At 43.4% G+C, this 21,979-nt stretch carries 16 protein-coding genes; 4 read left to right on the forward strand and 12 right to left on the reverse strand.

What is annotated here, in order from left to right; translation table 11 throughout:
• Positions 1-233: 233 nt before the first annotated feature.
• Both AC04Q4_RS11335 and AC04Q4_RS11340 read right to left on the reverse strand, forming a co-directional pair.
• Complete coding sequence (locus AC04Q4_RS11335) at positions 234-659, reverse strand: flavodoxin (RefSeq protein WP_110103074.1); 426 nt, start codon at positions 657-659, stop codon at positions 234-236.
• Positions 660-689: 30 nt separating this feature from the next.
• Positions 690-1,283 (reverse strand): DUF3793 family protein, encoded by a 594-nt coding sequence (locus AC04Q4_RS11340; protein ID WP_173738159.1) that lies wholly within the window; start codon positions 1,281-1,283, stop codon positions 690-692.
• A 254-nt stretch (positions 1,284-1,537) separates the two neighbouring features.
• On the opposite strand from AC04Q4_RS11340, the gene AC04Q4_RS11345 reads away from it, so the two are divergent.
• Both AC04Q4_RS11345 and AC04Q4_RS11350 read left to right on the forward strand, forming a co-directional pair.
• Positions 1,538-1,942 (forward strand): Fur family transcriptional regulator, encoded by a 405-nt coding sequence (locus AC04Q4_RS11345; RefSeq protein WP_173738160.1) that lies wholly within the window; start codon positions 1,538-1,540, stop codon positions 1,940-1,942.
• Between the two features lie 106 nt (positions 1,943-2,048).
• Complete coding sequence (locus tag AC04Q4_RS11350) at positions 2,049-2,594, forward strand: NADH peroxidase (RefSeq protein ID WP_173738161.1); 546 nt, start codon at positions 2,049-2,051, stop codon at positions 2,592-2,594.
• A 71-nt stretch (positions 2,595-2,665) separates the two neighbouring features.
• Here AC04Q4_RS11350 and AC04Q4_RS11355 read toward each other — a convergent pair whose 3' ends face one another.
• Positions 2,666-5,932 (reverse strand): Ig-like domain-containing protein, encoded by a 3,267-nt coding sequence (locus AC04Q4_RS11355; RefSeq protein WP_476388993.1) that lies wholly within the window; start codon positions 5,930-5,932, stop codon positions 2,666-2,668.
• Between the two features lie 251 nt (positions 5,933-6,183).
• Positions 6,184-6,747, reverse strand: a complete 564-nt coding sequence (locus tag AC04Q4_RS11360) for an HD domain-containing protein (protein WP_173756666.1) — start codon at positions 6,745-6,747, stop codon at positions 6,184-6,186.
• 286 nt (positions 6,748-7,033) lie between these two features.
• Between AC04Q4_RS11360 and AC04Q4_RS11365 the strand changes: the two genes are divergently transcribed.
• A complete protein-coding gene (locus AC04Q4_RS11365) occupies positions 7,034-7,528 on the forward strand; it encodes an HD domain-containing protein (protein ID WP_173756667.1) in 495 nt (164 codons plus the stop codon).
• A 99-nt stretch (positions 7,529-7,627) separates the two neighbouring features.
• On the opposite strand, the gene AC04Q4_RS11370 is transcribed toward AC04Q4_RS11365, so the two are convergent.
• The gene (locus AC04Q4_RS11370; RefSeq protein ID WP_173738165.1) at positions 7,628-10,090 is read right to left on the reverse strand and encodes a glycogen/starch/alpha-glucan phosphorylase; all 2,463 of its coding nucleotides are present in this window, start codon (positions 10,088-10,090) and stop codon (positions 7,628-7,630) included.
• Positions 10,090-13,254, reverse strand: a complete 3,165-nt coding sequence (gene ileS / locus AC04Q4_RS11375) for an isoleucine--tRNA ligase (protein ID WP_476389095.1) — start codon at positions 13,252-13,254, stop codon at positions 10,090-10,092. Before ileS ends, AC04Q4_RS11370 begins: the two co-directional genes overlap by 1 nt.
• Positions 13,255-13,939: 685 nt before the next feature.
• Here ileS and AC04Q4_RS11380 point away from each other — a divergent pair.
• A complete protein-coding gene (locus AC04Q4_RS11380) occupies positions 13,940-15,244 on the forward strand; it encodes a serine hydrolase (protein ID WP_476388994.1) in 1,305 nt (434 codons plus the stop codon).
• Here the strand turns inward: AC04Q4_RS11380 and AC04Q4_RS11385 are convergent.
• From AC04Q4_RS11385 to AC04Q4_RS11410, 6 genes are all read right to left on the reverse strand, one after another.
• Positions 15,215-16,177, reverse strand: a complete 963-nt coding sequence (locus tag AC04Q4_RS11385) for an exonuclease domain-containing protein (protein ID WP_476388995.1) — start codon at positions 16,175-16,177, stop codon at positions 15,215-15,217. The two genes, AC04Q4_RS11380 and AC04Q4_RS11385, sit on opposite strands and share 30 nt — an antisense overlap.
• A 113-nt stretch (positions 16,178-16,290) precedes the next feature.
• Entirely contained in the window at positions 16,291-17,253 is a 963-nt protein-coding gene (locus AC04Q4_RS11390; RefSeq protein WP_178645067.1) for a nucleoside hydrolase, read from the reverse strand.
• 395 nt (positions 17,254-17,648) lie between these two features.
• A complete protein-coding gene (locus AC04Q4_RS11395) occupies positions 17,649-18,086 on the reverse strand; it encodes an Hsp20 family protein (RefSeq protein WP_476388996.1) in 438 nt (145 codons plus the stop codon).
• Positions 18,087-18,428: 342 nt separating this feature from the next.
• On the reverse strand, positions 18,429-19,208 hold the full coding sequence (locus AC04Q4_RS11400; protein ID WP_173756682.1) for a YibE/F family protein: 780 nt from the start codon (positions 19,206-19,208) through the stop codon (positions 18,429-18,431).
• A complete protein-coding gene (locus AC04Q4_RS11405) occupies positions 19,205-20,305 on the reverse strand; it encodes a YibE/F family protein (protein WP_178773790.1) in 1,101 nt (366 codons plus the stop codon). Before AC04Q4_RS11405 ends, AC04Q4_RS11400 begins: the two co-directional genes overlap by 4 nt.
• 194 nt (positions 20,306-20,499) lie before the next feature.
• Positions 20,500-21,972 (reverse strand): PTS transporter subunit EIIC, encoded by a 1,473-nt coding sequence (locus AC04Q4_RS11410; RefSeq protein WP_476388997.1) that lies wholly within the window; start codon positions 21,970-21,972, stop codon positions 20,500-20,502.
• Between the last annotated feature and the right edge of the window lie 7 nt (positions 21,973-21,979).

Below are 21,979 nucleotides of genomic sequence, written 5' to 3' on the forward strand. Positions count from 1 at the left end.
TGCTTTATTTCATCTTTATCTATTTTAGGACACGTAAATATTAAAATCAACAAGGATTTTTTGTCTTAATATTCATTTCTTCTATATTTCCTCAAAGTAATAAGCAGATATTTTTGTTCAAAATAAAACACCACCTGGACAAAAAAGATGTCTATCTCTTCTGTCCGGATGGTGTTGGTGTTTGAAAATCCAATGCTCTGCTCAGTTTTTATTTATTTGAAATCTAATAGATCTTATGCAAGTTTTCCGCCAAGTTCACGGCAAGCTGCAAGTCCTTCATCATCAGGTGTGTTGTTTACAATGAGTCCTTCATCCTCAACAAGCTCTGCACCTGCGTCTTTTGCTCTGCCGCACCATGTTCTCATCCACTCTCCGTCGCCCCAGTCATAGGAACCGAAAAGTGCAACTTTTTTACCGGAAAGTTTGCCTTCCAGATCAGAGAAGAATGGCTCGAACTCACCATCCTCAAGCTCCTCATCTCCCATTGCCGGACAGCCAAGTGCCAGAACATCATAAGAGAGAGCTTTATCTACGTCTGCATCTGCAACTTCCATGATCTCAACATCCGCACCAGCTGCTTTTGCGCCTTCCTCAACAGCCTGTGCCATTGCCTCTGTGTTACCTGTGGAAGACCAGTAAATAATTCCTACCTTGCTCATCTTAAAAACCTCCTGTTTTTAAACTTTATATTATACGCACATCTGAGATGTACAGAGATGCTTCATACCAACAACCTGTAAAATCGAATACCCCGCACGGATCTGCGCCGCAGTAAACTCCCGGCACTTATCATAGCTGTCAAAAATCCTGCGAGCCTGCTCCACATCATCATAAACCTTCCAGTAACCACACATCTTGCAGTCACTGCCTCCGAACTTCCGAAAGCCCTTCACATCTTCAATAGGATAACCCAGAAAAAGACCGATCTCATGAGGAAACTCCGTCTTATGAAAAAATCTCTCCTTCAGACGGGCGATCATCTCATCCAGAGAACCATCTATATTATAACCATCCTGCAGCAAAAGCTTCCTGGCTTCTTCCTGCTTAAGATATTCCTGCAGCATATCCGGCCGGTACACCAGAAGAAGATAATGCTTCCTGCATCCACAGATGATCTCCATACGGATGCCTTCCCGTTCAAGACTCTCCTTATAATCCGAAATGATCTCCGGCAGCTCCGGCATTTTTTCCTTGGAAAAGGAAACAAGGTTCGCCGGTTTCATTCCCATTAATACAGGGGAACAATGATAACCTATGACAGATTCAAATTTTGCACAAGTCATTTGCATTCTCCTTTACGCTTTAGTTAGATTTATCTAACTATCGTAAATATACCACTTAAGTTAGTTTGTGTCAACTTATTTTTTTTAATCCTCATCATTATTTTTTACTGATAAAGTCCCATCATTAAGGGTAGAATATTTCTATAAAATAAAAATATTTCAGGATAATCAGATCAAAATCTCTTGACAAATCTCTCTCTGTCATGTATTATAATATCAGTAATAATTACTATTACCAATATGGAGGAAACATTATGGCAGCACTTAAATACAGCCGTCAGAGAGAATCTATCAAGGAATTTCTGAGATCCAGAACAGATCATCCAACGGCAGACACAGTATACGAGAATCTTCGACAGATCTACCCCAACATCAGTCTCGGAACTGTCTACCGTAATCTTTCTCTTCTCAGTGACATCGGCGAGATCCGGAAGCTGACCAATTTCGGAAGCGCGGACCGCTACGATGGAAGGGTCGCACCGCATTCACATTTCATGTGTACCAGATGCAACCGGGTGATCGATATGCAGTCAGACAGCCTTAACGGAATTCTTGAGCAGGCAGCTGCAGAATTTATCCACGGAAAAGTCTTTGACGTAGATGCAAGCTTCTATGGAATCTGCAAGGAATGCCTCGAAAAAGAAGAAAAACAGTCTTGACAAAAATAAGATCACATGTTACTATAAAACAGTAATAATTACTATTATTAATTCAAAAGAAACATAAAATCAAAATAACTTTTTATAAGAAAAGGAGATCACAACTATGGCAAAATGGGTATGTAATGTATGTGGATATGTTTACGAAGGCGAGCAGGCACCGGAGGCCTGTCCAGTATGTAAAGCACCAGCTTCCAAGTTTTCCAAACAGGAAGGCGAGCTCACATGGGCAGCTGAGCATGTTGTAGGCGTTGCTAAGGGCGTTAGCGAGGACATCCTTGCAGACCTGAGAGCAAACTTCGAGGGCGAGTGCTCTGAGGTTGGTATGTATCTTGCAATGGCTAGAGTAGCTCACAGAGAAGGATATCCGGAAGTTGGAATGTACTATGAGAAGGCAGCTTACGAGGAAGCAGAGCATGCAGCTAAATTTGCAGAGCTCCTTGGCGAAGTTGTAACAGACAGCACAGAGAAGAACCTTCAGATGCGTGTAGACGCTGAGAACGGTGCTACAGCAGGTAAATTCGACCTTGCTAAACGTGCGAAAGCAGCTGACCTTGACGCAATCCATGACACAGTACATGAGATGGCTAAGGACGAAGCAAGACACGGAAAAGCATTCGCTGGTCTGCTTAAGAGATATTTCGGTAAATAAGAAATCCGCATAGAATAAGGATTTTTTTAAGGGGGAATCACTTCCGTGATTCCCCCTTTTTCGTACAATTTTTATTTAACTGTAACTTTACAGGTTGTCTTCTTTGAGCCGCTTCGGATTGTGATTGTTGCAGTTCCTTTTTTCAGACCTTTGATTACACCACCGGATGTTACTGTCGCGATTTTTTTGTTGGATGATGTGTATGTAACTTTTTCCTGACTGGTTACAGGAATGACTTTAACTGAAGACGCCAGTTTACGGTAAGTAGTTCCTTTTTTGAGTGTCACTGATTTAGTGCTCACAGTAATTTTCGAAGTTTTTACTGCCCCGTTCTGTACGGTAACTTTGAAAGATGCTGACTTTTTACTTGCGAGAATAACTTTAACTGTAGTACTTCCTGCCTTTTTACCTGCTGTCAGTCTGAAAGTTCCCTTCTTTGTCACAGAAGATACTTTTACGATTCCTGTATTTCCGGATGTCACCTTTGTAACATAATCACCTTTCGCCAGTCCGGCTGCTTTAAATGCAGTGGTAGACTGACCTGCTTTCATTTTCAGGGAAGATGCAGTCAGGGAAATCGTCGGTTTCAGTTTGGCGACTGAAGCTTGTTTTCTGAGCACTTTACCACATACTTTGCAATGACTTCCTTCCGTCTTTCCTGCTTTAAATACTGTCGCTGCAACTGCTGCATCTTTTACAGCGGTATGTTTTGCCGGAAGTGTTACTGTTCTTACACCATCACAGGAAGTACATTTATCGGTTCTGCTTCCTTTTGACGTACAGGTTGCCTGAATAGTTTTTACTGCTTTCCAGCTGTGGCTGTGTTTTGAACTGTTTTCTCCAATCTCAAAATGTTTCCTTACAAGCCGCTCCCACTCTCCGTTTTTGTTTTTTCGTATGGCAGACAGTGCAAGCCTTGTATTATCATCGGACTTTCTCGTCATGATCGGAAGCTCCTGGCCGGAAACTTTCTGCATATTCCATGCTTCCTCATCGTAATCATATTGCAGTTTACCGGACTCTGTATCCCTCCAGCTCATCACTACGATTTTTATATCATTTCCTGTAATCTCAACGGGATCACCTTTTCCGTTTATATACTGAATCAGTTTTACTTTTAAATTGGCGAGATTAATGGATTCTCCAACAGCCGGATTAAGCAGCTTTCCATTCTTATCTGTCAGATTCTCCGGTATCAGCATAAATTCGCTGACTTCAAACCATATATCTTTTCTGAAGGCTTCTTTATATTTACCGGTTTTATCCAGAAGTTTTACTGCTACGTAACAGCAGCCAACACCGGTTTTATCGTTGGATTTAATTATAAGCTTCTTTCCATCCGAAGAAACTGCAGCTTCTGCCAGTTTTGACTGTTCTATGATTTCCAGCTTATAATCCTTTACCGGATGCTGGCCACTGGTTTTATCCAGTATGTCTGTCACAACGGTCGTTTCATTGTTCGGTAGCATGGCTTCATTTCCTGCCGTACCTTCCAAATCGTATGTCAGATTATAAAAGCTTTTTTCCTCACTATCATCACTATCATGACCACTGTCACCGAAGCTTCCACTGTCGTTGCCATTATAACCAGGCAGGGTATCCAGTTCATACATTCGTCTTGCTATCTGGTGCCAGTTTCCATCTGCACTTTTTTCCATTGCAACAAGCGCAAACCATGTACCATATCCTGATGTTCTCTCAAGGATCGGGAGCTCCTGACCTGGAACATCAATCCATTTCCAGCCATCCGCATCATAATCACGGTGCACTGTGCCTGTACTTTCATCTGTCTCTGAATATATCACAATCTTGTAATTATCTCCTGTTACCGGAATCGGATCTCCTTTTCCTTTTTTATAGCGGACAAGCTGCGGCTTCATGTTATTTAAAATGTCTATCTGCTGTCCTACTTCAGGAATAAATACCTTTCCATTTGCATCTGTGATATTTTCCGGTAAAAGTACATACTCGCTGACGCTGAACCATATATCTTTTCTGAATGCTTCTCTGTATCCGCCTTTTTCATCCGGTATCTGTACAGATATGTAACAGCAGCCCTGACCAGTTTTATTACCAGATTTAATAACAAGTTTTTTTCCATCTGCAGAAACTGAAATTTCTGCCAGCTTAGACTGTTCCAGGATTTCCAGTTTATAATCATCTACCCTCTGATAATCCTTTGTTTTGTCCTCCAGATAAGTGGTAGCTGTCATTTGACTGTTCGGCAGCATAGATCCGTTTCCTGTCGTATCCTGATAATCATATATCAGGCTGTAGGAACTTTTCTCTTCGCTGTCATCATTATGACCATTGTCATAATCACTGTTGATCAAAGGATCAAGTGCATAATGATGTCGGGTAATATAATGCCAGTCCCCATTTTCTGATCTCTCCATAGCCAGAAGTGCAAACCATGTAGAATTCTCTGTTGTTCTCTCCAGGATTGGAAGATCCTGTCCCGGAACCGCTATCCATTTCAGACCATCTGCATCATAATCACGAAGTTCTTCGCCTCCAGGCCCTGTCTGTGACATGACGATCTTGTAATTGTCCCCTGTTACCGGAATCGGATCTCCTTTTCCATCTTTGTAACGGACAAGCTGTGGTTTCATGTCTTTTGCTATATCCAGCTGCTGGCCAGCTTCAAGGTTGATAGTTTTTTCCGGCAATATTACATATTCACTGATGTTAACCCCAAATTCCCGTTTAGCCACTTCAGTTCCATTTATGAATGCCGTTGCAGAAATTCTGGCGTCTCCGGTTTTATTGTAAACATCCAGCACAATATCCTGGCCATCTAATGATACGTTTGCCATTTTGACACCATTTCCACCAGTTACCGGAGCAACTTTCAGTTCATATGTGGAAACAGCACTCCAATCCGTTGTATCAACCAGACGGGTTTTTATTCTGACATGACTGTTCGGCAGTAAGTCCTGACTCCCACTGGTACCTTCGTATATCAGATTAAGCTGATATTGTTCATTTGCTGTAGCAGACTCTCCATCTTCTGAACCGTCACTAAAGACCTCCTGGTTTTCGGTGTTATCCCCGGATATCTCCGCAATTTCTGATGTGTTTTCTTCTTCTGCTACTTCTTCCGCATTTTCTGCATCATCCTGAAGACTTAATTCCTCATCGTCTTCCAGATCAGACACAGAAGCTGTTTCCCCTGTTATTTCCGAGCCACCGTTCTCCTGAACTGATTCTTCTGTCTCTGCAGTTTCCTGTCCGGTATCTGCTGTCAGTTCCTCAGCTGCTACCGGTATGGCTGCACCCATACTCTGTGAAAACGTAAGTGCTGCAGCCAGAAGCATCGCAATCCTCTTTTTCTTCATATGATTCCCCCATTTTCGTTTTTTCTACTATAATTATACTATACTCATTGGAGGACTGACTATCATATTCTCCTTTATTCGTCAAAATCTGTCGATATATTTTTCAATGAGAATTTTCTGAAAAACATTTACAATTTACATATAGATCAGGCAGATATCTGCAATTCAATTCGCTGCTTGTCTGATCTGATCAAAATATCATTCTATGTTGAGGTGACATATCAAGGTATACCAAAAATATGTCAAGAAGCTTACTTACTCTTTTTTATCTTTCTCACACTGTCTTCCCTCACATGATTCCGCAATTCGGTCAGATACTCGGAGAATTTCACCTGCTCGTTTCCATAGGTCATCTGCAGATCATATTCCAAAGAAAGCCATGTTTTGATGTCGGATTCATTGTGCTGGATCAGGGCTTCTAGCTTGTCCAGAGCTTTATAGATCCTGGCCTCCAGAGTCTGCTGCTCTTCCATCTCCTGATAGAGTTCTGACATTTCTTTACTGAATGGCTCCGGCAGGGTTTTCACCCATTCGCCCAGTACATCCGCCTCCTTCTTCGAATCTTTATCCGTCTTTTCAAAAGCAGGGATATCCCCGGTAAAAGCTTCTCCAAGATCATGGATAAGGCACATTTTCATAATTTTCAGAAGATCAGCCTCAGGAAATTCATCGCTGACAAAATAAGCCATCAGTGTGATCCGCCAGGAATGTTCAGCCACGCTCTCCCGCCTGCCGCCTGATGTATAACAGTGGCGCACTGCATCCTTCAATCGTTCTGCAACAGAAAGTACTTCGATCAGTTTTTCTGGTTTCATATATATTACGCTCCTCTTCTTTTTATTATGTCAACCATCTATATCAGCTATTTTCAGCCTATCTTATATAGCTGTCCATAAAACCGTTATAGCATTTTTATTTACTATACCATAATTTCCCACAGAACAGACTACACAAAAGCACTCTCCTTCCTTCTGCACACTGACATTTTCCATCCTGAAAAATTTATCCCACCTGATTTCTAAAAAAACTATAAACCATATTGCATTTTTCTCCATAATCGTCATAATGAAATTATAAACAAAAGAAAGAAGGTGATTGCCGATGGATATCACGGTGTCGGATGAGGTCTCACAGGAATATCATGAGCTTGTGAAGAACATCCTCTGTAACAGAGAGTTCCTGAAGCTGAGCCTGTACACCCACCACCAGTGGACCACACGGCTCATGCACAGTATCAATGTTTCTTACCTCTCCTGGTTCATTGCCAGGAAGCTGGGATGTGACGAGAAAGCCGCCGCAAGGGCAGGGCTTCTCCACGATTTCTGTCCCTATGACTTCAGGGCGGAGACACCGACCGGTGAGCATCAGGCGTTTTATCACCCGAAGGCTGCCGCCGACAACAGTGCCTCACACTTTGATGTCACGGACAGAGAACTGGATGCGATACTCTCACATATGTTCCCTCTGGGACCTCTTCCACGCAACAAGGAAGCCTGGATCATCAGCTTTGCCGATAAAGCCTGCGCCATCGCGGAAGGCTGCCATATCGCCATTGCACTGGCCAGACGCAACCGGATCGTCATCAATCCGGCATAATTTTCACACAAAAAACAGGGCCGTCACCACTTCTGACGAGCCCTGTTTTTGTGTGGAAATTTATTTTATGGTAATACTTTGCAGATTACTTTATATATCTTAGTTCTCTTTCACAACAACCTTATCCAGATGCCAGATATCATCTACATACTCCTGGATGGTTCTGTCGGATGTGAACTTACCGCTGCATGCTGTGTTAAGAAGTGCCATCTTAGCCCAGCGTTTCTCATCTTTGTATGCTTCCTCAACACGTTTCTGTGCTTCTGCATAGGAACGGAAGTCGCCAAGGATGAAGTACTGGTCAGGTCTCGGCATGTTGCGTTTGTCGAGAAGTGAATTGTAGATGTCACGGAACATCTCTGTATCACTGGAGAAGGTTCCGTTGATCAGCTGCATCAGTACCTGACGGATCTCCGGATCTGTGTTGTAAATGAAGTCCGGATCATAACCGCCGTTATTCTCATAGTTGATGATCTGGTCGGAGCTCATACCGAAGATAAATGCGTTCTCCTCGCCAACCTCCTGTACGATCTCAACGTTGGCACCATCCATGGTTCCCAGTGTCGGAGCACCGTTCAGCATGAACTTCATGTTACCTGTACCGGAAGCCTCTTTACTTGCTGTGGAGATCTGCTCGGAAACATCTGCTGCCGCAAAGATGATCTCAGCGTTGGATACACGGTAATTCTCGATGAATACAACCTTCAGCTTGCCGTTGATGGAAGCATCATTGTTTACAACATCTGCCACACAGTTGATCAGCTTGATGATCTTCTTTGCACGTGCGTAAGCTGCAGAAGCCTTTGCACCAAAGATAAATGTTCTCGGATAGAACTCCATCTCCGGATGTGCCTTGATCTGATTGTACAGATAGATCACATGCAGGATGTTGAGAAGCTGACGCTTGTACTCATGAAGTCTCTTAACCTGAATATCAAAGATGGAGTGCGGATCAACCTCAACACCGTTGTGCTCCAGGATATATTTTGCAAGACGCTCTTTGTTCTTGAACTTGATGGTCATGAACTCCTGAAGAGCTTTCTCATCGTCTGCATAAACCTTCAGTTTGGAAAGCTGGGAAAGATCTGTGATCCAGTCCGGTCCGATCTTATCTGTTACCCAGTCAGCCAGAAGCGGGTTTCCATGAGCAAGGAAACGTCTCTGTGTGATACCGTTTGTCTTGTTGTTGAACTTCTCAGGCATCATCTCATAGAAATCCTTCAGCTCCTGATTTTTGAGGATTTCTGTATGAAGGCGTGCAACACCGTTTACAGAGTAGCCTGCAACGATTGCAAGGTGAGCCATCTTAACCTGTCCGTCATAGATGATCGCCATCTTCTTAACCTTCTCGAAGTTTCCAGGATATTTCTGCTGGATCTCAAGAATGAAACGACGGTTGATCTCCTCGATGATCTGGTATACACGCGGAAGCAGTCTGGAGAACAGCTCGATCGGCCATTTCTCAAGTGCCTCGGACATGATGGTGTGGTTGGTGTAAGCACAGCATTTTGTTGTGATATCCCATGCCTGATCCCAGCCAAGACCTTCCTGATCCATAAGAAGACGCATCAGCTCCGCAACTGCTACAGTCGGATGAGTATCGTTCATCTGGAATACAACCTTCTCATGAAGCTTTGTGATGTCATCGTGTGTTTTCTTATATTTGGCAATCGCTGCCTGAAGGCTGGCAGATACGAAGAAGTACTGCTGTTTCAGACGAAGCTCTTTACCTGCCATATGATTATCATTCGGATAAAGTACCTCAACGATAGTACGTGCAAGGTTCTCCTGCTCTACTGCGTTGTGATAATCACCCTTGTCGAAGGAGTCAAGGTTGAAGTCTACGATCGGCTCTGCATCCCAGATACGAAGTGTGTTTACAACATCGTTATTATAACCTGTGATCGGCATATCGTAAGGAACGGCCTTAACTGCCTGATATCCCTCGTGGATAAATTTGTTCTCGTTCTTCACCGGATCCCACTCAACGCGTACATATCCGCCGAAATGAACTTCTTTTGCATACTCCGGACGACGGAGTTCGAAAGGATAGCCGTTCTTCAGCCAGTTATCCGGTGCCTCTACCTGATAACCGTCACGGATCTCCTGCTTAAACATACCATAACGGTAACGGATTCCGCATCCGTATGCACAGTAGTTCAGAGTTGCAAGAGAATCCAGGAAGCATGCTGCCAGTCTTCCAAGTCCACCGTTTCCAAGAGCCGGATCCGGCTCCTGGTCTTCGATGCAGTTAATGTCAAGTCCAAGCTCCTCAAGAGCCTCCTTAACCTCGCCGTATGCACCAAGGTTGATCAGATTGTTTCCAAGGGCACGGCCCATAAGGAACTCCATGGACATATAATATACGATCTTCGGGTCCTGTTTTTCATACGCCTTCTGGCTCTTGAGCCAGTTGTCAATGATCACGTCCTTCACAGTGTAGCTTACAGCCTGAAAAATCTGCTCCTGTGTAGCCTCTTCCAGTGTTTTTCGATAAAGGAATTTTACGTTTTCTTTTACGCTTTTTTTGAATTCCTCTTTCTCAAACTGCTTGTCAATCATTAGTTTTCCTCCTGTACTTTGGATACTCCCAGTGTTACAGCCTCTTTGTTGATGTTCCATTCTTTGGTGTAACCCTCTGCATCTCCCAGAACAATGTTTTCTGCCAGTACTTCACGTTTGATCTCATCCTGGTTTGCTTTCATGATATCCATGATCTTATCGTTATCTTTTGCATAGACAATAATCTTGTCCATGACTTCGAAACCAGCCTCTTTACGCATGGTCTGCACCTTACTGATGATCTCGCGGACAAAGCCCTCCTGGATCAATTCAGGTGTAAGATTTGTATCAAGGACAACGGATGTCTCACCGTCTGTCTCTGTAACATAGCCCTCGCTCTGGGCTGTTTCGATCAATAAGTCTTCCTCTGCGAGCTCAACCTTATTTCCGTCAATGTCAAGAACGAGAACACCATTGTCTCTCAGCTCTTTCATTGCTGCGGTTCCGTCGATCTCAGAGAGTGCGATACGGATGCCGTTCAGAAGCTTGCCGTATTTCGGTCCTACTGTACGGAGCTGTGGCTTGAAGCTGTAGGAAATGAAGGACTCTACATCATCTGCGAATTTCACTTCTTTTACATTGAGCTCATCTGCGATGATATCTGTGTAGAATTTATCCATAGCTTTCTCAGCCTTTACATACATGGTTCCGATCGGCTGACGGTTCTTGATGTTTGCAGTATTTCTGCATGCACGACCAAGAACAACGATCTCAAGAAGCTCTTCCATGTTTGCCTCAAGATCCTTGTCGATCCATGCCTCATTTACCTCCGGGTAATCGCAGAGATGGATACTCTCCGGAGCGTCTGTGTCAATGCTTCTTACAAGGTTCTGGTAGATATCCTCAGTCATGAACGGGATCATCGGAGCTGCAGCCTTGGCAACAGTTACCAGTGCTGTGTAAAGTGTCATGTAAGCATTGATCTTATCCTGCTCCATGCCCTTTGCCCAGAAACGCTCACGGCTTCTTCTTACATACCAGTTACTCATATCGTCAACAAATTCCTGAAGTGCTCTTGCAGCCTCCGGAATCTTATAGGAACCAAGATCCTCATCGACAGTCTTCACCATGGTATTCAGCTTGCTGAGCAGCCATTTATCCATAACCGGAAGCTTATCGTAATTTAAAGTATATTTAGTTGCGTCAAAATTGTCAATGTTCGCATACAGTACGAAGAATGCGTAGGTGTTCCACAGAGTGCTCATGAATTTTCTCTGTCCTTCTACAACTGCCTTGCCGTGGAAACGGTTTGGAAGCCACGGAGCACTGTTGATGTAGAAATACCAGCGGATAGCATCTGCGCCGTATTTGTTCAGTGCATCAAACGGATCTACTGCATTTCCCTTGGACTTACTCATCTTCTGTCCGTTCTCATCCTGTACATGTCCCAGAACGATTACATTCTTATACGGAGCCTTGTTGAAAAGCAGTGTGGACTCAGCAAGAAGGGAGTAGAACCATCCTCTTGTCTGGTCAACAGCCTCTGAAATAAAGTCTGCCGGGAACTGCTGCTCAAACAGGTCTTTATTCTCAAATGGATAATGATGCTGTGCAAAAGGCATTGCTCCTGAATCGAACCAGCAGTCAATTACCTCCGGTACACGATGCATGGTCTTTCCGCAGTCCGGGCACTTCATGGTGATATCATCAATGTATGGGCGGTGAAGTTCAATAGTCTTGGCACGCTCATCACCACTCTTCTCATAGAGATCCTGACGGCTTCCTACGGATTCCATATGTCCGCACTCGCACTGCCAGATGTTCAGTGGTGTTCCCCAGTAACGGTTTCTGGAAATACCCCAGTCCTGAACGTTCTCAAGCCAGTCACCGAAACGTCCCTTACCGATGCTCTCCGGAATCCAGTTAATTGTATTATTGTTGCGGATCAGATCATCCTTTACTGCTGTCATCTTGATAAACCAGGACTCACGTGCATAGTAGATAAGCGGTGTGTCACATCTCCAGCAATGCGGATAATCATGCTCGAATTTCGGCGCATCAAAAAGCTTGCCTTCTTTGTCAAGGTCTGTGAGAACCATCGGGTCAGCTTTTTTTACGAATACACCGGCATACGGTGTCTCCTTGGTCATGTTACCCTGTCCGTCTACGAACTGTACGAACGGAAGGTCATACTCACGTCCCACACGGCTGTCATCCTCACCAAATGCAGGTGCGATATGAACGATACCGGTACCATCACTCATGGTAACGTAGTTATCACAGGTTACAAAATGAGCTTTTTTGCGCTGTTTTGCTGCTGCCTCGCCTGTGCATGCAAAAAGCGGCTCATATTCCTTACGCTCAAGATCTGTTCCTTTATATTTCTCAAGGATCTCATATGCAGGCTCATCATCCTTTGCAAGCTTGCCGAGAACCTTATCCAGAAGTGCTTCTGCCATGTAGTAGGTGTAGCCGTCCGCTGCTTTTACCTTGCAGTAGATCTCATCCGGGTTTACACAAAGTGCGACGTTGGATGGAAGTGTCCACGGTGTTGTTGTCCATGCCAGGAAGTATGCGTCCTCACCAACAACTTTAAAACGAACGATTGCAGAACGCTCTTTAACGGTCTTGTATCCCTGGGAAACCTCCTGTGCGGAAAGAGGAGTTCCACAACGCGGGCAGTAAGGAACGATCTTGAAGCCTTTGTAAAGAAGACCTTTTTCCCAGATCTCTTTCAGTGCCCACCACTCGGACTCGATAAAGTTATTGTCGTATGTTACATAAGGATGCTCCATGTCAGCCCAGAAACCAACTGTAGATGAGAAATCCTCCCACATTCCCTTGTATTTCCATACGCTCTCCTTACACTGCTGAATGAACGGCTCCATTCCGTACTCCTCGATCTGCTCCTTGCCGTCAAGGCCAAGCTTCTTCTCAACCTCAAGCTCAACCGGAAGTCCGTGAGTATCCCATCCTGCTTTTCTCGGAACCATGTACCCCTTCATTGTACGGTATCTCGGGATCATATCCTTGATAACTCGTGTCAGAACGTGTCCAATATGTGGCTTACCATTTGCGGTAGGCGGTCCGTCATAGAATGTGTATGTCTCGCCCTCTTTACGGCTGTCCATACTCTTTTCGAAAATCTTGTTGTCTTTCCAAAATTTCTCGACTTCTTTTTCACGGTCAACAAAATTCAGATTCGTGTCAACTTTACGATACACAATATTTACCTCCTGTGTCTGATTACTGGCTGCTGCCTCATCTATGAGGCCACAGCGGATTGCTTCTTCACAGATACCTGTTCGTGCCAATGCCTCGGGCACTTATAAAAAAAGACCCCATCCTGTAAAAGGACGAAGTCTGATTCGCTGTACCACCTGTTACATTATACGGGCCTGTGTCCGGATTCCTGCGTCTTTCTTTACAGTTTCTTATTGATTCTGCTGCAGGCTCCTGTGTCATGTCTTCCCATGACGGACATTACTGTATCTGCCGATATATGTTCCCTGTAACGGAGGAAATCCGTCAGTTCTTACTTGATCATTATCTATATTTCAGATACTCTTCCCGGCTGCACCGGACAACTTCAGAACTGAAGCTCAGGAGTGATGTTCTATCATACTTACTCGCCCCGGGCTCTCACCCTTCCCGGTTCGCTGAAAGCTTTCCATATGACTTACTGTCTCCGTCTTCGCTTTTTCATATACGCTGTATATTATAGGTTGGGGAAATTCCATATGTCAAGTGTTTTTGCCGGATTTCAGCGGTTTTCCTCTTATTATATGTATGTTCATTCTATCTTAATAGAATTTTCACAGACTGAAAGTAGTTTTTCCAGAAGGAAAGTGGTATACTACTACAGAATCTCACGGGTAAAATACAACTATTATTGAAAGGTCTATTAAAATGAGTATTACGAAAAAACGATCTCTGCGCCAGATCTTTGCCGGAATCCTCTGCATGGGAATCCTGATTACAGGCGCACAGCCATGTGCAGCTGCTGCTTATGGATATGATGAGTACGGTGATCCTATTGTCACCGCAACACCAGTTCCTGACAGCCAGAGCGGACAGGCTACACAGGTCACACCTGCCCATTCCAGTTACTACAACCAGGCAGCTGATACCGACTCCATTGACGGCTGGCCAACCGGCCCAAATATCGAAGCACAGGCGGCAGTTCTTATGGATGTAAATACAGAAGCAGTTCTTTATTCCAAGAATGCCGACACCCAGCTTTATCCTGCCAGCATTACCAAGATCCTGACAACGCTTCTGGCCTGTGAAAATATTCCTTACAAACAGAAAATCACTGTTTCCGAAAGCGCATCTGCCAGCGTATCAGCAGGTGATTCCAGCATTTATGCAGCTCCCGGTGAAGTATTTACCAGAGACCAGGCACTGATGGCTGTTATGCTCCAGTCTGCAAACGAAATGTCTGTAGCAGTTGCAGAGCAGGTTTCCGGCTCTGTAAAAAAATTCACAGAACTTATGAACTGGCGTGCAAAGCTTTTTGGGTGCAAAAATACCCACTTCAACAATCCGAATGGCCTTCCGGATGAGAACCATTACACCACAGCTTCTGATATGGCCAGAATTGCAAAATCCGCCTGGCTGAATCCGCTTTACCGTAAGTTCTGTACCAGACGCTATTATGAGATCCCGGCCACCAATAAATTCGCAGAAGCCCGCCAGCTTCTTAATCACCACAAGATGATCAAGAACGGTGAATACTACTACGAGGGTGTCCTTGGCGGAAAAACAGGATACACAGATGCTTCCGGCAATACTCTTGTCACCTACTGCAAGCGCGGAAACATGACTCTGGTTGCAGTGATCCTGAATTCTACTTCTGCTGCAAATGCCTACAGCGACACTGCTTCACTTTTTAATTATGGTTTTGAAAATTTTGAAAAAGTGGATATGAAAGTTTCCATGGATCCAGTCCCATTTAAGGTACTCCCATGTGACAAATATATCCTTAAGGATAACGGAAATACTTATCCGTTTTATTACAAGACTAAAGTTTATGTGACTTTGCCAAAAGGCATCAAGAAATCAGAACTTAACAAACGCCAGGCCGTTCTCCAGAATGCTGCCGGCCCGCTGCGTCTGAAAAGCAAATACTATTATAATAAACATCTGGTTGGCTGGGGAATGCAATACGAACGGAATGTCGTATCAGACCTGCTTCTCCAGACCTCTTCTTAAAAGTTTCTTGCGGCGGAGAGCTTCATGCTTTTCGCGGGTCTCATCCGCCGCTTCTGTATCATTCACTTTCAGGGTTTTTACTCCGAAATATTTTCCCTCGTCTGTTTTACGGATACGGATCTTTCCCGCAACAGAACCATGTTCATGGCAGAGCGCAAGACAATAATATACCTTGGAATTATTGGTGCTGAACCAGCGGATCTTTCGCTTTGCAGGACATTTACAAACAGGACATATCGTACTGATCATATTACGGTCTTTCATTAATCGCTCTTTTGATACAAATTCCCTGGATACGAACTTATCGTGATCTGTATAGGAAATATAGATTTCTTTCTCTTTTGACTTCGGATTCTGGTATACATCCAGGGATGGATGACGGATCATGCAGGCTTCGTCAATCTCCAGAAGAATCCTTGCCGTATAGCTGGCATCTGCCAGTGCCCGGTGAAAATCCCGGTTCTTTGGAAGATCAAGATAGTCAATGGCGTATTCCAGAGAACGTCTGGCGATCCCATCTTCAAATTTCACACTGAAAAGCTTCTGCACATCATAATAATGTACCGGTCCGGGCATCAGTTTCAGAAGATTATAATATTTCATATTCCGCTGAAGTTCCATAACATCCTGATTTCCCCAGGTAAAAAAACGGTACTCCTCTCCGCACCATTCCAGAAAATTTCGGATAGCTCTTGGAAACGGGATTCCATTCTCAAGCTCATGATAATCCACATGGATCACTTCATGGATGCTGTCGTGGATCCAGTGGTACACTTTGGGCTTGATCAGGCACTGGAAGGTGTCGATGATCTCTCTTTCTTCATTTAATTTTACTGCCCCGATCTCAATGATCTCAAAAGGGAGCCGGCTGTCCGGATGTCTTCTTCCGTCCGGATTCTGGTTCCATTCCAGGTCAAATACAATATAGTTCATGGGTTTTCTGTCCTCTTATCTGACAGTGTGCACAGATATTTTTATGAAGAGCAGGCACTGTGTTCTGCTCCTCTATATCTTATGAACGCAGCTGCTTCATGGTCTGATCCCGGTTATTTCCCGGTTCTGCACTCAGAAACAGAATAAATCGCTTCGAACAGCTCCTGCTGAAAACGCTCTGTATCTGCGTCTGTCAGAATCATATCTTTTATTTTTTCTTCATCGTGAAGCCACCAGCGGAAATCGCATAATGTGGCACCCCGTCCGGCACCGTCAGAGCAATCCACATCCAGGAGCACTTTTTCTGTCTTGAAGAACTCCGGATGAAGGAGATACATAAACGGTACTGCATCGTGGATACTTGCCACGCAGCGATATTTGGAAGAATTTTCAAGTATATAGCCAGCCATATCTCCACAGGCTCTGGCTGTCGGATCACCGGACTGACATAATTTCATGATCTGGTTTCTGGTAAGATTGCATTTCAGGGTAGCATCCAGTCCGCACATTACCAGTGGGATACCGGAATCGAATACGATCTTCGCAGCTTCCGGATCTGCATAAATATTGAATTCTGCTGCCGGTGTGATGTTTCCGCCTTTTGCTGCGCCGCCCATAAATACAATTTTTCCAATCTTATTCTTTATTTCAGGAAAAACCTTCAACAGAAGTGCGAGATTAGTCATTGGCGCAGTTTCAATCATTACTACCTGTTCACCCTCCGGAAGTCTGTTCAGAAGCTCACGGCTAAAAAGCACTGCATTGTCAGATGCAGTCTCTGATTTTGCTTCCGGCAGCACACAATGGCCAAGCCCTGTCTCTCCGTGAAATTCTTCCGCATGAAGTACCTCTTTCACAAGAGGACGTTCCTGGCCTCTTGCCACCGGAACCTTCAATCCGTAAAAATCTACCAGCTCCAGTGCATTCTTTGTCACTTTATCAATGGTATTATTTCCTGCAAATGTTGTCACTGCAAGAAGTTCCAGTTCGTCCTGATGCGCTGCCGCATATGCCAGCGCAATACCATCATCGATTCCCGGATCACAGTCCATGATAACCTTGATTCTGTCTCCCATATATTCACCTCTGTAAAAACTCTTTCCCCAATTTTATAGTATTGCTGAATTTCCGCTGTTTATCTGTTCCAAGTATAACAGAGTGAGGATGTAGTGTAAAGTTAATCAGAATTCGTTACTGTTCACTCCGTTCTCAGCAACACGCTTCGCGATGCACAGAATTTATGCTGATCGCATAAATTCGCGCGGTATGTCTCGGGTTTTCTGTGACCTTCGCTCACACAAAACACCTCGCGGAATATTACCAGTAAACAGTAATCAGAATTCACCTCTGTACTTCAGGCCGAAACGTAAAGAACCCCTCTGCCGGGCATTGGCAAAGGGGTGGAAAAAAAAGGGGGTTATATTCTATCCGTTTGGGTTGTTCCGGATATTGTCTTCAAAGTAAATGCTGATCAATCAATAGAAACAAATTTCTTCTCTTCTGCTTCTTTCTTGGTCTCTTCCTTCGGGAAGGTTACATGAAGGATTCCGTTCTCATATTTCGCATGGATATCTTCATGCTTAATGCTCGAGCCTACATAAAAGCTTCTGTTGCAGGTTCCTGTATAACGTTCTCTGCGAACATATTTACCTTTATCATCCTTCTCGTCCTTCTTCTCTTCTCTGGTTGCCTGAATGTTCAGATAACCATTCTTCAGCTGGATCTTCACATCCTCCTTCTTAAAGCCCGGAAGATCGATCTCCAATTCATAATTACCATCTATGTCACGGATATCTGTCTTCATCATATCCTTTACCTGAGGATAAGCATTAGAAGCTGCCTGACGGCCTATTGGATATCCCATAAAATCATCAAATAAATCTTCTCCGAAAATACTTGGCACTAACATAACTCATTCCTCCTGATCTATATTCGCTGCGTGCTGTGCAGCCATTTTTAATTTACTGTTTCAAAAAACATCTAAAAATTCTGTAAGAACTTTCTCCGGAAGATTTCTTTTTTCTCTCTTCCTTTGTTCTGTATGTACTATAACACGTATTATTAGCACTGTCAAGAGGTGAGTGCTAATTTTTTATGAAGAATTTGTGACCGCTTTTCACATTCCCCGATTTTATGGATGAATTAAAAGAGCATCTGTATCGGGACCACGGATTCCGTCTTCAATGCAGTGGAGATATGCTTCATGGAATTTACCAGGACTGTGAAAAAAAAGAAAATCCGTAATTGTAAATTACGAATTTCTTCCGTTTTTTTCCGTCTTATTATGATGGATCTGCCAGATGATACACCTGATTGATACAGGAACTGTAATAAGGCAGGCAATGGCTCCGGACAGCATAATTGCAACATCCTGAAAAAGGAACCTGGAATTAAGAATAATTTCCAGGTTATATTGCTGGATCCGGACATAGGAAAATAATAAAATAGAGCCTCCAAAATAGGCAAAAAGCAGTGTATTTACCGTTGTACCGATAATTTCTTTTCCAACCTGATAGCCGGAAAAAATAAGCTCTTTTTCTGTCAGTTCCTTTTTATGCGTCCAGACTTCATATACAGAGGATGTTACAGACAAAGCAGTATCAATAACTGCTCCCAGGGTACTGAAAACACATACAAAGACTGCTACATGAAGCATGTTGATACTGATATCCGTATCGTAATAATACATAAAATCATCTTCCGAAATCTGCAGCTCATTTAATCCGTAGCTTCCTGCTCTCCATGTGATAATGTAGATTGGAAGGATCAGAAGTAGCATTACAAGCAGTGTAGCGAAAAAAGCAGCCCGTGTCTTTGGATTATTTCCATTCTGATAAAACAGTGAATTATAACAAACAGCAGCTCCTGCCACTAATACCAGAAGAAGTGACGGGAAACCGGCAGCCATCAGTATAATTGAAAAAAACAGAATGATGATGTTGCCGGCAAGTGCCATGATCGAAACAGCACCGCGTTCTCCACCAATTATGATCATCAGAAAAAGCAATACCAACGCAAGAAAAATATTCATTTCCTGTCACTCCTTTTCAGTAATGGCAGCTTCATAATAACCGAGGCACTCAGCACAGATACCGGTATTGCCAGTACTATCCCTATGCTTTCTATTAAAAATCGACAAATGTCATATGGAATGTGATATTTCACGATCGTTATAAAGCTTATATCATTATTCATCTTTAGTATGAACATGGGAATCATACTGCTTGCCAGAACAAACAGCAGCACATTTATCATGGTTCCCATAATATCATACCCTATTTCACGGCCGGAATGTATCAGCTTTCTCAGAGAAACTGAAGGATTTTTTCGGACAATTTCTCCTGCTGCAGCACTGATCGTTACGGTTACATCCATAATAGCACCAAGTCCTGTCAGCATAATATCTGTCCAGAATATATCTGCTGAATTCCCCATACTTCCAAGATATTCCAGATTAGAGTAATCCAGATCTCCACACATATAAATGGAAAATTCAAATAATCCCATGATCAGAAACAGTACACATAGTGTTGAAAAAATTGAAGCAAACGTTTTTCTGTGAATCCCGTTTAAGCAAATCAATGTAGTCAGTGAAAACAAAAGTACGATCACATTACAGATATTTAAAATATTTTTTCCATTTGACAGAGCACGGAATCCGTACATGAAGATCACCGTATTCAGTATCACTGATATGATGGTATAAAGTCCCTGTTTTCCGGTAATATAAATCAGCAGACAAAACAGCCCTCCTGCCAGTATTGCCAGATAGCCATCTCTCTTTACAGATCGTATTGATCCTCCGGGATTATCTTTTGAGCCACTCAGAAGAACCGTATCTCCTTTATGATATTTCCAGGATTGAACCTGGGAAGAAGCATATTCATTGGAAATCGTAATTTTTTCACCCTTATGTGCACCATTCAATATACGTGCAGTAATCTTCTGCGTATAGTAATACTCTTTTGAATTTCTGGTTCCTTCTCTGCTCAGAGTCTGTTTTTCTGTCACGGAACATATTTTTGCCAGCGGTGTATTATAAAATCGGGAATTACAGCAGGTAAACAGAACAAAAATAATATATATGCCGGCTAAAAGATATTTTTTGTGAAATACGCTGGATTTCATTAATTTCATTCCCCCTGTAGAAATATTGCAATCGTAAACGCACTGACCGGTTGCTTTTTATCGAAATAACATTTTACGCTTTTTGAAAGTATCGGTCAATATAAGGTATACAAAAAACAGCAGCAGAACCGTTTTCACAGTTCTGCTGCTGCCCCCATAATTATTTTAACAAATACCTGACTCCAAAAAAGCCATTATTTACAAAGCGCAGAAAATGCATCTGCAACAAACTGAACCTTGGTTCCGATGATAACCTGTACAGAAGTTTTTCCAGGTTTGATCACGCCTGCAACACCTGCAGATTTGATTACCTTATCATTTACAGCAGTAATATCCTTAACCTCAAGTCTCAGTCTTGTGATGCAGTTATCGATGCTTGTGATATTCTCTTTTCCACCACAGCCTTCAAGGATTTTTGCGGCAATAGCAGTATAATCATCATTTGCAAGCTCAATATTCTTCTCTGCCTCAAGATCCTCATCGTCTTCTCTTCCCGGAGTCTTCAGATCAAATTTCTTGATGGCAAAAAGGAATACAACATAGAATACGATGAATGCTGCAATTCCAAGCGGAAGGATGAGCCATGTCTTCTGTGCTGCCGGAAGTGAGGATGAGAAAAGTAAATCCATCGCACCGGCTGAGAAGCTGAAACCTGCACGGAAGCCAAGCGCAACCGTGATCATGGTGAAGATACCGTAAAGTAATGCATAGATTACATAAAGGCCAGGAGCAAGGAACATAAATCCAAACTCGAACGGCTCAGTTACACCACAGATAAATGCACAGATCGCTGCGGAAGCAACAAGACCGATGGCAACTTTTTTCTTTGCAGGTTTCGCACATTTAACCATTGCAAGTGCTGCACCAGGAATACCAAACATCATACATGGGAAGAATCCGGACATGTACATTCCAAGGCTCCAGGATACATCTGCAGAGGTTTCACCTGCCCAGAAGTGCTGAAGATCACCAAGTCCGATGGTGTCAAACCAGAATACATTGTTCAGTGCGTGATGTAATCCGGTAGGGATCAACAGACGGTTCAGGAATGCATAGATACCTGCACCAACAACATCCATACCTGCGATCGCTTTTCCTAATGCTACAAGTGCACTGAAAAGTAATGGCCATACAAACAGTAATACAACAGATACGATAATGGAAACCACTCCTGCGATGATCGCTACGCAGCGCTTGCCGCTGAAGAATGAAAGCCAGTCAGGAAGCTTGGTGCTCTTGAATTTGTTATAGCATGTAGATCCGATGATACCGGCAAGGATTCCGATAAAAGGATTCACAATTTTGTCAAATGCAAGAGTTTTTGTTGCATTGTCAGCGATTGATGGCATGATGGTTGTAACAAATCCTGTAGAAAGAAGTGTTGTGAGCATCAGCCAGGATGCAAGTGCAGCGATTCCGCCGGTTCCGTCATTCTTTTCTGACATACCTACACCAACACCGATAGCAAAAAGGATCGCCATGTTGTCGATCAGAGCTCCGCCTGCCTTAACCAAAAACAGACCGATCAGATTGGCTGCGCCGTGAATGTCTCCACCCTGCATGGTTGCCGGACATAACCAGTATCCGATACCCATGAGGATACCACAGATTGGCAGTACTGCCACTGGAAGCATTAACGCTTTTCCCAGTTTTTGAAGAAATTTCATATATTTC

The organism is Blautia sp. HA8986 (assembly GCF_056504635.1).